The sequence below is a fragment of the Fervidicoccaceae archaeon genome, assembly GCA_038734945.1.
Classification (GTDB): domain Archaea; phylum Thermoproteota; class Thermoprotei_A; order Sulfolobales; family Fervidicoccaceae; genus ARK-14.
On the sequence record JAVYOA010000009.1, the window covers coordinates 139,969 to 153,350 of the forward strand.

Below are 13,382 nucleotides of genomic sequence, written 5' to 3' on the forward strand. Positions count from 1 at the left end.
AGGCTGAATAATGGAAGAGATCTTTTCGCTTAAGGTAATAAAGACTGAAGAGATGAAAACAGTTCTAGTATGCGATGCGGAACTCCTGGGAAAAAAATTCATAGATGGGAAAAAAATTCTTGATATTAATGAAGAATATTATGGCGGAGAAATGGTTGATGAAGAAGAAGCAATGCGGAGCATTCTTGATGCAGACTATATATCACTGATAGGAGAAAAATCGGTGAAACTTGGTATTAAGATGGGCTTAGTTCATCCTGAAGCTGTGCTGAAAGTGTCCGGCGTTCCATATGCAATATACATAAACACGTTAATTTAAGGTTGAACGAAATGATCAGATGTCCCATATGTGGGAAGGAAAAAAGCGCACTGCTCCCCTTCATAGAAGGCATCTGCATATCATGCTACCTCGAAAAGAATCCAGTAGAGCCAATTACGATCAAAATAAAAACATGCAAATCCTGCGGTGCAATTTTCTTGAAGGGGAAATGGGAGCCTGAAGGTGGGAGAAAGCTGAACAGCATCATTATACGGGAAGCAGAGAAAATCCTGCGAAAGAAATTCGGGCCTTATGGCTTCGAGGTATTTGTATCTAGCACAGGAGATAGCTTCAAGGCACAGGTCTTTGGAAAAGAGGGGAGCTATTCTTTCCCTATAAAAGTTGAAATCGTGGAAGAGAAGAGCATATGTCCCCTCTGCTTGGCCAAGAGATCTGGTGTTTATGAAGCAAAGATACAGGTCAGAAGCAATGAGGGAAAAATAGATAAGGCAGTTTTCAACGAAGTCATGAGAATCATCTCTTCACTTCCTCTCGAGCTGAGAGAGAACGTTGTCAGTATAGATGAGCTCAGGGAAGGCTTCGATATAAATCTCAAAGATAAAGCAAGCGCTAAGATTTTAGCAACTGCTATTTCAAACAAGCTCGGAGGAAACATGAAGCTGACACACAAGCTTATATCTGAAAGAGGAGGAGAGAAGAGAACAAGATTGTCAATCTCGCTCAGAATTCCAATTTCAAGAAAAGGAGGCATCTTCGAGATCTATGGGGAGCCGGCAATCTTAATGCATAAAACGGGGGAGCCACTGAGGTTGTATTTGCTAAATAGGAAAAGAGAGATCAGGTTGAATAAAGTAGAGCAGTCCAATTTGAAGCCGTTCAGTGGAGCACTTCATGAAGTAACAGTTCAGGCGGTGCTCCCAGAGAGAGTGATCGTTCTTCTTGAAGACTTCTCCACCGATGAGATTCCAATATCCTCTATTCTCGGTAAGCTTGAAACAGGAGAGAAATGCATCCTCATAGAACACAAGAAAGGGAAATTCCTGGTAAAGAAAGAGCTAATTACATGATATCCAGGTCTTCAAGAACCATCTATTAGCATACAGATTTCCTTAAGAATGTTGGAAGCCAAGAGTTTAAGAAATCATGAAGAAGATTTCAGAGAGAAAAGATATCCAAGCTGTAAATCTTTATTACAGGCGGTTACCCATCCTTTCTAGAAGAAGAATCATTCTTGAAAAGAGAGTGTGATTGAATGGTAAAGAAAGAGGAAGAGCAAGAAGGGGAAATGCCGCTTCCAGGAAATGACACAGTTATATGTGTCGTTGAGAAAATTCTAGGAGGAGACCATTTTGTTGCCAGATGTGCTGATGGAATAAGGAGAATGACCAGAATTCCTGGTAGGCTTAGAAGAAGAATGTGGATAAGGGAGGGAGATATAGTGCTTGTAGCACCCTGGGAAATGCAGGCAGATAAGAGGGGAGATCTTGTATACAAATATGCAAGCAGTGAAGTAAGGAAGCTTGCCCAAAAAAATCTAATTCCTCCCGATCTGTTGGAGGGTGTCTAGGTCTTTGGAAGAGGAAGACATGGAGAGGAGAATTGATAGAGAGCTTTACGATGAAGAAAAGCGAGAGAAGGATTATGATCTTCTAAAAACTGTTGAAGAGGTTTTTGACTCATTCACAATCAGATCTCTATACGAGCTGGCAAGAAAGGTCAATATAAGAAAAATAACTGGAGTTATAAGCTCAGGAAAGGAAGCTAGAATCTATAGAGGTATAGATAGAGAAGGTCAGGAGCTGGCAATAAAAATATACCTTACCTTTTCCGCTGAGTTCAAAAAAAGCATAAGCAAATACATAGTTGGAGACGAGAGATTTGAGAAAGCTAAGATAACAAGCACAAGGAAACTCATGTCTCTATGGGCAAAGAAGGAATATTCAAACCTGAAGAAGATGTTCTCCTCAGGAGTTAGAGTGCCGAAGCCAATTGCACAGAGGGACAACATTGTTGTGATGGAGTTCATAGGAAAGGACGGGAACAGAGCACCGCTTCTAAAAGAAATCGGCGGGAATCTGGAGGATCCTCAAAGGATATATGAGGAAATATTGGAAAATGTGAAGAAGATGGTTTGTAAAGGAGAGCTAGTTCACGCTGATCTGAGCGAATATAACATAATGATATTCGAAGGAACCCCAGTAATAATCGATGTATCACAGTCAGTGTTGCTTTCTCATCCCAACGCTGAAGAATTTCTGAAAAAGGATATAATGAACATTGACAGGTTCTTTAAGAGAACACATGGTATAAAACCTATTGGAGAGACCATCCTGGAGGAGGAACTGCTGGAATGTCTGAAGAAAGAGAGAGAAGAGCTGTACCTTTCAAAATATTCGAACAGATCCCACCAGAGAGAATAGGAGCATTGATAGGCTCGGGTGGAAGCATCAAGGAGAAGATAGAAGTATCCACGGGAACAATGATAACAATAGATAGCAATACTGGAACTGTTGTTATAGAGCCAGGTACCAAGAATCTTCCCCCCGACTCCTTACTCAAGGCCAGGGATATAGTTAGGGCAATATCCATCGGCTTTCCTCCTGAAAAGGCATTCCGCCTTTTGGAAGATGACCAGATTCTACTCCTCATAGATCTCAGCATGATTATTGAGGGCGAGAATCATCTCAGAAGAATAAAGGCAAGAATTATAGGGGAAGAGGGAAAGGCGAGAAAAATTTTGGAGGAAACAACTGGGACAGATATAGTGATAGGGGAAAAGAGCATAGGAATAATTGGAGATTTCGAGCAGGTCAGAATCGCTGAGGAGGCCATCAGGATGCTAATTGATGGCAAGCCTCATGCTTCAGTATATTCATTTTTAGAGAGGGAAGCTAGAAGAATGAAGAGAAAGAAAATAACTGACTTGTGGAAGAGCTAAAAGGAAGGCGATGATGTTTGGTGACGGCACCGAAACTATAGAAAATGTGGTTGCAATGTGAATAGCTGAGCCTTCTCAGGTGAGAAGTATTGAGAGTAGCAGTAATAGATCAAACCCTATGTAGACCTGACAAATGTAGCTTGGAGTGCATAAGGTTTTGCCCTGTGAACAGGGGAAGAAGGGGAGTGAAGGCTATAGAGATGAGCACAGAGACAGGAAAGCCGATAATATATGAAAGCACATGCATAGGATGCGGGATATGCGTAAAGAAATGCCCATTTTCAGCAATAAGTGTGGAGAACATTCCTGATGAGTTAGAAAAAAGGACTCTACATAGGTTCGGAAGGAATGGGTTTAAGCTTTTTGGCCTTCCAGTTCCAAAGGAAGGGGAGCTAATTGGCATTCTCGGAAAGAACGGTACAGGCAAGACAACAAGCATTAGAATTTTGGCAGGGGAAATCATACCAAATTTCGGAAATCCTGACTCTAAACCTTCCCCGAAGGATGTTCTAGCGCGGCTTAGAGGAACAGAAATATATCAATATTTTTCTAAGCTCTATGATGGCAAGCTAAAAGTCGCTCATAAAATCCAGAACATCGAGATAGTTTCAAAAAGGCTGAAGGGAAAAGTCGGAGAACTTTTGGAAAGAGCCGATGAAAGAGGAGTATGGAAGGATCTGGCAAAGCAATTCAACTTATCTAGCATCCTGGATAGAGAAGTAGAGAAGCTCAGTGGAGGAGAACTCCAAAAACTCCTTATAACAGCAGTTCTTTCCAAGAAGGCCGATGTCTATATTTTCGACGAACCCAGCAGCTTTCTCGATGTAAGGGAGAGGATAAATGCTGCTAGGCTCATAAGAGAGATGATTCCCAAGGAGTCCTATGGTTTTGTTATAGAGCACGATCTGGCAATTTTGGACTACATTTCCGATTCTCTCGTCTTGATGTTCGGTGAGCCTGGAGTTTATGGAATTGTTTCCAAAGTATATTCTTCGAGATCAGGAATAAACAACTTTCTCGATGGATATCTGCCTGCTGAGAACATGAGAGTGAGAAAAGAATCAATTCGCTTCCATCTTTCCGATCGTCCTATACAGCTATCTCTAGCTACTGAAATTTATTTCAACTGGGGGCCTTTCTCCGTAGATCTCGGAAGCTTCAAGCTTGAAGCCGAAGGAGGAGAGATCAGGAGAGGAGAGGTAATAGGAATACTTGGTTCTAATGGAATAGGAAAGACTACATTTGTTGGAAAGATAGCACAGATGCTTGGTGAGAAATTGGGAGCAGAAGCAGGTGGGATAACCTTTAGCTATAAGCCCCAATACGTCAGTTCGGAAAGCTTCGAAAGAAGCACGGTGGCAGAGAATTTACTCCAAGCAAATGCCTCATCTATGACTCCAGACAGCTGGATATTTGAGGAAATCGTAAGGCCCTTTGGCCTCTATAAACTCAGAGACAGAGATGTTCATGAACTGAGTGGAGGGGAACTTCAAAAACTAGCTGTAGCTGTCACGCTGGCAAGAGAATCCCAAATATATCTGCTCGATGAGCCGAGTGCATATCTGGACGTTGAGGAGAGGCTGGCTGTAGCAAAAACCATAAGAAGACTAACTGAGGCAAGGGGTATAGCTGCCTTCGTAGTTGAGCACGATCTCTCTATTGTTGACTACATTTGCTCTAGAATTATTGTCTTTGATGGAAAACCTGGAATATATGGGAAAGCAAATAAGCCAATGGGGCTCAGGGATGGAATGAATAAGTTTCTGAGAGATCTGCAGATAACATTCAGAAGAGATCCAGTCACGGGCAGGCCAAGGATAAATAAAGAAGGAAGCTACATGGATAGAGAACAGAAGAGAATTGGAGAATATTATTATCTTCCTGCGGAAGGAACAATTATTAGCAGGGAAGAAGAAGAATAAAATGGGAGCCGGACACCGCTAGCGGCTGACGGGGTTCAAGCCCTGAGGAAACACCGTCCTCCCGGCGGCAGTGGGGCTCCTGAATGGAGCGGGGAGAGATTCCCCGGCAACGGAACAGAAACGAGACGGCTCCGAGATATATGAAGATGAGGCTCATAAGCGCAGCGGCGACGCTGCGGGGAGCCTATGAATCTCGGATGACCGATGAAACGGCCGACCCCCACGGAGCAAGGAGCTCTGTCGATGAGCTGCCGCCTGAGACAGAGCTGATCCGCTTAGCCGAATGCCGCTGAAACTACAGAAGACGGGTTACAGCGGGATCCGGCTCCCAAACATTCATTCTCGAATTGTTTGGCTTGGAAAAAGATATATAGGTCAGGTGTGAAAAAAATAGAAAAAAGTAATACATTGGCGGCTTATCATGCATATACCCGATGGATATCTAAGTGTAGATGTTTGGGTTGCTTGCTATCTCATCTCCCTTCCAATTATTGCTTACTCATATGTTAAGCTCAGGAAAAAGCTGAAGGAAAGCAGTTCTAGCATACCTATGTTCGGCGTACTGACAGCGACTGTTTTTGCTCTCCAGATGGTCAACTATCCGCTTGGCCCAGGAGGTACAACTGGGCACCTCATTGGAACACCTCTCCTCTCAATAATATTCGGTCCAGAAGCAGGCATAGTAGGCCTCTCTATAGTGCTCCTTATCCAAGCCCTACTATTTGGGGATGGAGGGATCACCACCTTTGGAGCAAATGCCCTAAATATGGCAATTATTGCCTCGCTTATCTCATTTTATACATATATCCTGCTCAGGAAGTTCTTGAAGAAAGAAAGTGAAATAATTGTTTCTGGTGCTATTTCTGGATGGCTAGCAATAGTTGCAGCGGCTCTTGCATGCGGTCTTGAGCTCGGATTATCTCAGAGCACTTTCGGGTATAGTCTGCAAATTACCTTGCCAGTGATGGGCATTTCCCATGCTGTTCTTGGAATTGTTGAGGGAGCAATTACTGGTTTTGGAGTCTATGCCTTCAGCAAATATAAGCCAGAAGTCTTTGTGAGGCGAGACTCATGAGGAGAGATAGGCAAGTACTAATCATCTTAGCCTTTGCTGCCATAATAACCGGATCCACCATGCTTTCCTTCTCATATGAGCCTCTAGACGTCGTTTCAGAGAGGCTGAACCTTGCACAGGAAAGCCTCTTTCAATCCCTATTTCCCGACTACACTGTTCCAGGTCTACCTCAATGGCTTGGAGGTATAATAGCTGGAGCAATAGGAATGCTAACTGTCTTAATCATTACGCTCCTTCTGATGAGGGTAGGCAAGCATGGAGGTAGTAAAGAAGCTCAGTGAGCTTATTGAGCTCATGTACCTCTGCGAAAGACCGAAGAGAAGAATATTCAGCGAGGTCGAGTCAGCTCTGCTTGCTATAGTTTCACCAGTTTTGGTTGTGCTCTCCAAAGGAGCAGCATTTCCTCTGTTGATAATTCTGCTTTCAATAGCTCTCTCTATCATGGTAGGAGAAAAGTTTCTCAGGTTCTTGAAGAGCACACTCTTCTTCATTCCTCTCTTCTCTCTGGCAATAGCAATACCTAGAGCATTTCTCGAGCCATCATATGGTCTATCCGGGGCAGCCATATTCACATTGAGGGTCTGGGCCGCACTATCTATTCCCACACTCATAGCTAGAAGCTACGGGATTCCATACATTTCCATAGGACTTGCTTCATTAGGCCTTCCGAAAGACCTCGCCATGCTCATTTCAATATCTTCCATTGATATCATAACCTCGGCGAGAATAATCTGGAATTCAGCTCTTGCCTTAGCTTCAAGAGGGGCTCCAAAGCTTGGAATCAGAGAGCTGGGATACTTTGCTGGATATCAGCTAGTGAGAGGATATGAGAGAGGAGAAAGAGTTAACATGGCCTTCATCATGAGAGGAGGAGAGGAAACAGTGAGGAAATCTGTGCTTTCCATAAAATTCACTCTGTTAATGTTATTACTTCTTTTCTCTTTCATTGTTCTTGGTGTCATATTTCCTGTATTCTAAACCAGAAGAGCTGAGAACCATGGAGTTGATTGCAGAGCTGAGAGACATATACTATTCATATCCAGATGGAACAAGAGCCCTCAATGGAGTGTCACTTGAGATTAGAAATGGTTCTCGCCTCTGTTTAACAGGTCCGAACGGCGCGGGGAAGAGCACACTGCTTTTCGTTCTAGCATCCTTGATTTTCCCCCAAGCAGGTGAGCTCAGAATCTTTGGAGAAAAAGTTGAAAGGAACAATGCAGGGAGCATCAGAAAAAAGATAGCCCTCCTCTTTCAAAATCCCGATGATATGCTTTTCAATCCAAGTGTTCTTGAGGAGGTAGCCTTTGGTTTGATAGCAAGAGGAATGGAGAGAGAGGAGGCCCTCAGCAGAGCGGAAACTGAGCTGAAGAGACTAGGAATTGATAATCTCAAAGATAGAATTCCCCACAGACTCAGTTTTGGCCAGAGAAGGCTTGTATCGCTGGCATCCGTTCTTGTTCTAGAACCAACCCTTCTTCTTCTTGATGAGCCAACCAGCAATCTCGATGAGAAAAACAAAGCAAAGATGATAGAACGAATAAATGGATTTTTGAGAGAGAAAAGGGAAGGCAATTGGGCAGTTGTTATAGCAACACAGGACAAAGAAATCACTGAGATATGCAATGAAAGAGCATATATGGAGGATGGAAAAATATTATATATTGAGGGTCATTGACTATGTCCCGCAGATTTTCAGTATCTTTCCCGGAAGGCTTGCTAGAGGAGCTCGAGAGAGTTTCTGAGTCTGAAGGAATAAGCAGGTCAGCAGCTCTTCAGAGGTCGGCTGAAATGTATATAGCCTCTAGGAAGTGGATGACAGCTGAGGGAAAGATAGCAGGCGTTACTGTAATACACTACGATCATGAGGCAGGAGGGATAGAGGAGAAGCTCACAGACATCCAGCACGACTTCATGGATGTAATAATTTCTGCCTTGCACATTCATTTGACGAAGAACGAGTGCATGCTCATCATAGCTGTGAGGGGGAATTCAAACAGAATAAGAGAATTCGTCGATGGCATCTCCAAGCTGCACGGGATCAAGAATTCACAGTTCTTCCCCGTTGCCCCACTTTCCTGATATCCCAGAGATCCTCATATTCCAGCAAAATTTTCGGCAGAGCAGATTTTACCTCATAAAGGCACTCAAACAAGCAATTCCTAGAATCATTGTCAAGAAAAGACATGAAAGATATATTAGGATCTCCTCCCCCTCCTGCTTCCCAGTTTAATCTTCCAAACAAAAAGCTTTCTGCTTCAACAAGATCCTTACCCAAGAGCGGTGATTTTTTGAAACAGGGATGTTCTCTCCACAATCCTCTTAACTGCTCTCTAAGATAAGCAACATTTCCTCCTCTATCGCTTTTCTTTCCCCTTCTTAATATTCCCGTTGAAAAGAGAAATATCAATAGAAAGACTAGGTCGCTCATCTTGTTTTTCTCTGAGATGAAGTGCTGGACGGCGATGATTCTCTCAGCTGCCGATCCATTCTTCAACATCTTCTCTGCTATTTCCTCAATGCTCCTTGAGGTAAGTGAAAAAAGCATAACTCTTCTGAAGGGTGTGGGAAGGAGAAGAGAGAGGAATGGCAAAATGCAAACCTTAGTTTCCGAAGGACACTTCTGCTTTTGTATTATTTCCAGTATTGGAAGCAGCTTCACTTCTATTGCTCTTATCCCTCTCAAAAATGGTGAATGGACTTCAACTGGTTCTATGAGTCCCATCCACTGCAGGGTTCTCACCCACAGCATAGCTCTGGAGTACCCATACGAGCCCTCCAGCATTTTTAGAAAATCTTCAGTTGAGACAAGGAGCGAGGAGCTTAATCCCATGAAATCCCTGAAAGGAAGAATCTGCAGTGCAGGGGATCTAGGGAGCTTGCCGCCCCTAACTTCAGGTGAGCGCAACGGAGGAAGAAGCAATTCAGTCCTCCTCTTTGGTTCCCTGCATTTTGGGCATAACAGCTGCCTCTAATCCTAACCTTCTCTTTACAGCCCTAGCGAAGGACTCAGCTATCTCAACTGATGTCCTATATCCATCAATTATTAGAGATTTAGGTCTTGCCTCCTCCACGTAATACATTGTATCCTCAAAGTCAGCATGGTCGCTCAGCGCTACTATCCATTTCTCGCCTCTGCTGTTCTCATAGATTTTCTTGAGGGGAGAGAGGAAGAACCAGCCAGTGAGTGTGATCTCAGAATGATTGGGAAGCATAACTCTCCTTGAATTGCTGTGCATCATGTAAATAAACCAGCCATCCCTCAACAGCTCTTTTCCCTCAATCGAGTTCTCCGAGAAATAATTTCCAATCCTCATTCCAAATTTTTCTGCCATTTTTGTGAGCCCGTATACCTTCTCCGGCATTATGAAAGGAGCCTCAATTCCAAATTTTCTAAGTATGTGCATGGCCTCCTGCAGCTTTCCATGATAGCCCCTAACCACTAGGGGCCTTCCTTTCGATAAAAGATCCAGAACTAAATCGCTGAAAAGAAGATCTACTTCGTTCTTGAATGGCCTTACCATGCTTTCACTCCCATATGTGGCATCGATGATTAGAGCATCGAGCTCGCTCATTATCTTAGTACCAGGAAATTTGAAGTCGCTCGTGTAGCCAACCCTCCTCCCATCAGATGTCTCAACGAGAATTTGCGCACTTCCCAGAACATGAGAGGATTTTACAAGCGTAAGCGCTTCATCGCCGAACCTAATAGTCCTACCATAATCAACAGGAAGAAGCTTCTCATCATGAAGCGAATGTCCCATCAAGATAAGAGCCTCAATCGTTGGGGGAGTAGCAACTATATGGGAAGCGAACTTCTTGCTTTTAGAAAGGTTAAGCGCATGATCACTGTGGAAGTGAGATACAACTCTGATCGCCCTCCATGCGAAGGAGTCCACTTCAAACATTTTTCCGAGCAATATTGCTCCGGTCTCGCTTACTTCGGCATCAGCAGTTGTCCTTAGTTCAACCAAAAGAGCTCCCAAACTTTTTCATTATCACTGAAACTTATAATCTTATACGCCCATTGATCTCTTGTTAACATTTTAGAACTTTCTACTTTGGAACACCTATTTTCAGCATTTCTGCATTTTTACCAAACTGAAAGCCTCGTCCTTTAGGGCAAGGAGGAGGTCAGATGGAGCATTTGCTTAGCTGATTTTATCCATTGGTATGAGAATCTTTTTGTCATCTACATATAGGGTCTTGAAAACCACTCTGTAAAGCTCCTGCAATAAGTTTTCATTCAAAATTTCATCGATTCTCATTGGTCCCAGAACAGCTTTCTTTCCCATCAAAATTCCATAATCACAAATAAGAGAAGCATCCCAGATATCGTGAAGGCTCAATACGATGAGCTTCCTAGCTTTCTCCTCTCTGAGAATCCTGTAGAGAGAGAACCTAGCTCCTATGTCAAGATGGCCATTAGGCTCATCGAGGAAGAGGTATGGAGCATCTGAAGCTATGGATGATGCTAGCAGAATCTTCATTTTCTCACCAGTGCTAAACTGCTCAAACTCTCTCTCTAGATCCACATCTGATTCCAGTTCTCTGAGCAGGTTGGAAACCCTATCCAGAATTTCCCGCTTCCATTCTCCGTACAGCAGTCTCCTCTCATTAGCAGCTAGAAGAGAGAGAGCAGCATCTCCTCCACGCATTCCTGGAATGCTCGGAGGATCTGGAGGAACATATAGAGACTTTGCAGGGGGGTCTTTTTCTACTGACCCAGAAAGGAGGGGGAGCGATCCTGATAGAGACTTCAAAATTGTGGTTTTTCCTGAGCCATTTGGTCCAAGAACACAGTAGATTCTACCACCCTTCAGCTGCATTTCCAAGTTTCTATAGATGGGAAAAGAATAGCCAATGCTTCCTTTCAGAGAAATCAGCATTTTTCAGATCACCCTCTCATGCTCCTTACGAGGAGGAATAGGAAAAAAGGAGCTCCTAAAATGCTCATTGCAATCCCAACTGGAAGTTCCGAGGGCATGAAGGCAATTCTCGATGCTACATCAGCAGATATGAGGAGGAGGGGTCCCAGCAAAAATGATAGAGTTGAAACAGCTCCTGGGTCCCCACCAACAATTATCCTCGAAACATGTGGGATTATTAGTCCAACAAATCCAATCGGTCCAACAGCAAGAGTAACCAATGAAATGCTTATGCTGGAGACAACAATGCTCTCTTTCCTCACATTCCTCACGTTTATGCCAGAGGAGAGAGCAAGATCTTCTCCTATCATCAACTTTCTAAGGGCGCCGACTCTCAAATAGATATACGAAGCTATTATGACAAGGCTAACCAGGCTCAAAAGGACAGTTTTTTCATCGGAAAATTGAAGCGAACCGAGAACGAAGGCAATCCCACCTCTAGAAAGAGCCGGTTCCATGAGGAGTATTATATATGAAATCGAAGTCATCATGGTTGAGATCATTACTCCGGAGAGGGCTATGATGAGAATTCTGAACCCTCCTAGCTTGCTGATCCCATAGATGAGTCCGGCAGCAAACAATGAGAAGATAAAGGAGAGAGCAGGAGCTACATACATCCCAATTTCCATTGATACTATGTAGCCCAAAAGGGTTCCAAGCATTGCTCCAGATGAAATTCCAAGTATACTTGAGTCCACCAGCGGATTAACAAGTATAGTCTGCAGGATCAGACCATTGAGGGAGAGCACTGAAGCGGATAGAAAAGCCGTTATTGTTCTGTATATTCTAAGCTCAAAAATAGGATCAGTAGTTTTCCATCTACTTATTGGGAGAATTCCCGAAGATCCTACTAATATGCTCATGAATAAAACTGGGATCAGAAGGAAGAATGAAATTGCCAAAAAAATAAACAGCCTTCTTTTCTTATCCCTCAAATACTCAAAAAGGGATTTCTCCAATTGGTATACCCTCACTTTGCCGAAGTCATATTGATGACCATTTCAAGCGTTAAATCGTTAGGTACTGCAGTGACGTTGTATAAATCGGGATGGAGAATTAGAGATAGTGCTAGTTGAAGCTCAGCAATTCTGGGACCTGGCCTTGAGGCAATGTCATTAAGCTCTCCATGAAGCATATAAACTTTGCCATCCTTTACAGCTTTGATGCTTTCTCCCCCAGGCTGAGTTCTGGCCCAGCTCAGAAATTGGGAAGCATTGGAGAAGCCGCCAGCATATTCGGAGAGAACAATGACATCTGGATTTGCTTTGATGACCTCCTCCCAAGAAATCATGGGCCAGGCTTGCGATATATTTTCCAGAGCATTTCTTCCACCAGAAAGTCCTATAATGTCATTCCAAAAACTTCCTCCTCCAGCAGCAAAGATTGGATTGATCCAAACAACATACATGATACTTGGCCTAGTAGTAGTTTTCGATGCAACTAAACTATATTGTCCCAAAATTCTCTGTTTCAATTCATTCACGAGATTGAGAGCATCTTGGAAGTGGTTGGTTATCTTGCCCAAAAGAAGTGTTGCTGAGAATATGTCATCAATGCTCTCTGTCCTGAGGGAAATTGAAGTGATGCCCATCTGAGATAGCTGATATATGAATTTATACTGGACTCCCGTGGTTCCTATGACTAAATCTGGCTTTAAGGAAATGACTTTTTCCAAACTTATGTCTGAGAATCCTCCTACCCTCTCTATTGTTCCATTCTTCACCAGATCACCTATAATTGGAGGATAGTTCGAGTAATCATCAACTCCAACAATATATGAACTAGCATTGATTGCGAAGAGAATTTCCGTTATGCTTGGTGCTATTGAGACAATTCTTTGTGGTTGTTGTGTTATGAAAACTGTTCTGTTCAAAGCATCATAGACTTGAATTGGATATTTTAAGCTAGATACCTCGCTTGATAGTTGATCAATTTTCTGGGTGAGGCTCAGGTTCAGGCTCTGAATAGTAGAGCTCAAGCTCTGTATTGCTGATACGGAATTGCTTGCCGATGAGAGCTGGGAGGATATATTGAAAAGCTGCTTTTCAAACGAGTCCAAGGCATTTCTTATGGAATTGCTTGAGGCATAAGACTCGTAAGCAAGAAATACAGAGATTCCAGAGAGCAAGAGAGCCAGTATGAGTATGGAAACAATAATCTTGTTTTGCGTGTTCAAGCTTGATCCCTGGTTTCAATAACCATATACATATATTTAAATTTTTTTCCAAATACAAGAAAACCA

At 43.1% G+C, this 13,382-nt stretch carries 16 protein-coding genes and 1 other RNA gene; 12 read left to right on the plus strand and 5 right to left on the minus strand.

The window, feature by feature from the left end; genetic code table 11:
• Positions 1-10: 10 nt before the first annotated feature.
• The 12 genes from QXR92_05145 to QXR92_05200 all read left to right on the plus strand — a co-directional run bounded on the left by QXR92_05145 (position 11) and on the right by QXR92_05200 (position 8,294).
• Positions 11-319, plus strand: a complete 309-nt coding sequence (locus QXR92_05145; GenBank protein MEM0319385.1) for a DUF424 family protein — start codon at positions 11-13, stop codon at positions 317-319.
• 11 nt (positions 320-330) lie between these two features.
• The gene (locus QXR92_05150; protein MEM0319386.1) at positions 331-1,347 is read left to right on the plus strand and encodes an NMD3-related protein; all 1,017 of its coding nucleotides are present in this window, start codon (positions 331-333) and stop codon (positions 1,345-1,347) included.
• Positions 1,348-1,532: 185 nt separating this feature from the next.
• Positions 1,533-1,847: a translation initiation factor aIF-1A gene (locus QXR92_05155; protein ID MEM0319387.1), complete on the plus strand. Its 315-nt coding sequence runs from the start codon at positions 1,533-1,535 to the stop codon at positions 1,845-1,847.
• A 4-nt stretch (positions 1,848-1,851) separates the two neighbouring features.
• Positions 1,852-2,700 (plus strand): serine protein kinase RIO, encoded by an 849-nt coding sequence (locus QXR92_05160; protein ID MEM0319388.1) that lies wholly within the window; start codon positions 1,852-1,854, stop codon positions 2,698-2,700.
• Positions 2,631-3,218 (plus strand): KH domain-containing protein, encoded by a 588-nt coding sequence (locus QXR92_05165; GenBank protein MEM0319389.1) that lies wholly within the window; start codon positions 2,631-2,633, stop codon positions 3,216-3,218. The genes QXR92_05160 and QXR92_05165 overlap by 70 nt, the downstream gene beginning before the upstream one ends.
• An 89-nt stretch (positions 3,219-3,307) precedes the next feature.
• Positions 3,308-5,140, plus strand: a complete 1,833-nt coding sequence (locus QXR92_05170) for a ribosome biogenesis/translation initiation ATPase RLI (protein MEM0319390.1) — start codon at positions 3,308-3,310, stop codon at positions 5,138-5,140.
• A gap of 10 nt (positions 5,141-5,150) precedes the next feature.
• Positions 5,151-5,463: RNase P RNA component (rnpB, locus tag QXR92_05175), an RNA gene on the plus strand.
• Between the two features lie 98 nt (positions 5,464-5,561).
• Positions 5,562-6,215 (plus strand): energy-coupling factor ABC transporter permease, encoded by a 654-nt coding sequence (locus tag QXR92_05180; protein MEM0319391.1) that lies wholly within the window; start codon positions 5,562-5,564, stop codon positions 6,213-6,215.
• Positions 6,212-6,496 (plus strand): PDGLE domain-containing protein, encoded by a 285-nt coding sequence (locus QXR92_05185; GenBank protein ID MEM0319392.1) that lies wholly within the window; start codon positions 6,212-6,214, stop codon positions 6,494-6,496. The genes QXR92_05180 and QXR92_05185 overlap by 4 nt, the downstream gene beginning before the upstream one ends.
• Positions 6,471-7,193, plus strand: a complete 723-nt coding sequence (locus QXR92_05190; GenBank protein ID MEM0319393.1) for a hypothetical protein — start codon at positions 6,471-6,473, stop codon at positions 7,191-7,193. The genes QXR92_05185 and QXR92_05190 overlap by 26 nt, the downstream gene beginning before the upstream one ends.
• Positions 7,194-7,212: 19 nt before the next feature.
• The gene (locus tag QXR92_05195) at positions 7,213-7,890 is read left to right on the plus strand and encodes an ABC transporter ATP-binding protein (GenBank protein MEM0319394.1); all 678 of its coding nucleotides are present in this window, start codon (positions 7,213-7,215) and stop codon (positions 7,888-7,890) included.
• Positions 7,891-7,892: 2 nt separating this feature from the next.
• Complete coding sequence (locus QXR92_05200; GenBank protein ID MEM0319395.1) at positions 7,893-8,294, plus strand: CopG family ribbon-helix-helix protein; 402 nt, start codon at positions 7,893-7,895, stop codon at positions 8,292-8,294.
• Here QXR92_05200 and QXR92_05205 read toward each other — a convergent pair.
• The 5 genes from QXR92_05205 to QXR92_05225 all read right to left on the minus strand — a co-directional run bounded on the left by QXR92_05205 (position 8,254) and on the right by QXR92_05225 (position 13,316).
• Positions 8,254-9,135 carry a hypothetical protein gene (locus QXR92_05205; protein ID MEM0319396.1) on the minus strand — a complete coding sequence of 294 codons (882 nt, stop codon included), beginning with the start codon at positions 9,133-9,135 and terminating at the stop codon, positions 8,254-8,256. The two genes, QXR92_05200 and QXR92_05205, sit on opposite strands and share 41 nt — an antisense overlap.
• A 1-nt stretch (position 9,136) precedes the next feature.
• On the minus strand, positions 9,137-10,186 hold the full coding sequence (locus tag QXR92_05210) for an MBL fold metallo-hydrolase (GenBank protein ID MEM0319397.1): 1,050 nt from the start codon (positions 10,184-10,186) through the stop codon (positions 9,137-9,139).
• Between the two features lie 177 nt (positions 10,187-10,363).
• Positions 10,364-11,101, minus strand: a complete 738-nt coding sequence (locus QXR92_05215; GenBank protein ID MEM0319398.1) for an ABC transporter ATP-binding protein — start codon at positions 11,099-11,101, stop codon at positions 10,364-10,366.
• Between the two features lie 8 nt (positions 11,102-11,109).
• Positions 11,110-12,099 carry an iron ABC transporter permease gene (locus tag QXR92_05220; GenBank protein ID MEM0319399.1) on the minus strand — a complete coding sequence of 330 codons (990 nt, stop codon included), beginning with the start codon at positions 12,097-12,099 and terminating at the stop codon, positions 11,110-11,112.
• Positions 12,100-12,110: 11 nt separating this feature from the next.
• Positions 12,111-13,316, minus strand: a complete 1,206-nt coding sequence (locus QXR92_05225) for a cobalamin-binding protein (protein MEM0319400.1) — start codon at positions 13,314-13,316, stop codon at positions 12,111-12,113.
• Positions 13,317-13,382: the final 66 nt, after the last annotated feature.

Excerpts from the sequence above, each read along its gene's own strand:
- QXR92_05190 (MEM0319393.1), top strand. The coding sequence starts at position 6,471 with ATGGAGGTAGTAAAGAAGCTCAGTGAGCTTATTGAGCTCATGTACCTC.
- QXR92_05150 (MEM0319386.1), top strand. The coding sequence starts at position 331 with ATGATCAGATGTCCCATATGTGGGAAGGAAAAAAGCGCACTGCTCCCC.
- QXR92_05180 (MEM0319391.1), top strand. The coding sequence starts at position 5,562 with ATGCATATACCCGATGGATATCTAAGTGTAGATGTTTGGGTTGCTTGC.
- QXR92_05185 (MEM0319392.1), top strand. The coding sequence starts at position 6,212 with ATGAGGAGAGATAGGCAAGTACTAATCATCTTAGCCTTTGCTGCCATA.
- QXR92_05200 (MEM0319395.1), top strand. The coding sequence starts at position 7,893 with ATGTCCCGCAGATTTTCAGTATCTTTCCCGGAAGGCTTGCTAGAGGAG.
- QXR92_05145 (MEM0319385.1), top strand. The coding sequence starts at position 11 with ATGGAAGAGATCTTTTCGCTTAAGGTAATAAAGACTGAAGAGATGAAA.
- QXR92_05165 (MEM0319389.1), top strand. The coding sequence starts at position 2,631 with ATGTCTGAAGAAAGAGAGAGAAGAGCTGTACCTTTCAAAATATTCGAA.
- QXR92_05195 (MEM0319394.1), top strand. The coding sequence starts at position 7,213 with ATGGAGTTGATTGCAGAGCTGAGAGACATATACTATTCATATCCAGAT.
- QXR92_05215 (MEM0319398.1), bottom strand. The coding sequence starts at position 11,101 with ATGCTGATTTCTCTGAAAGGAAGCATTGGCTATTCTTTTCCCATCTAT.
- QXR92_05155 (MEM0319387.1), top strand. The coding sequence starts at position 1,533 with ATGGTAAAGAAAGAGGAAGAGCAAGAAGGGGAAATGCCGCTTCCAGGA.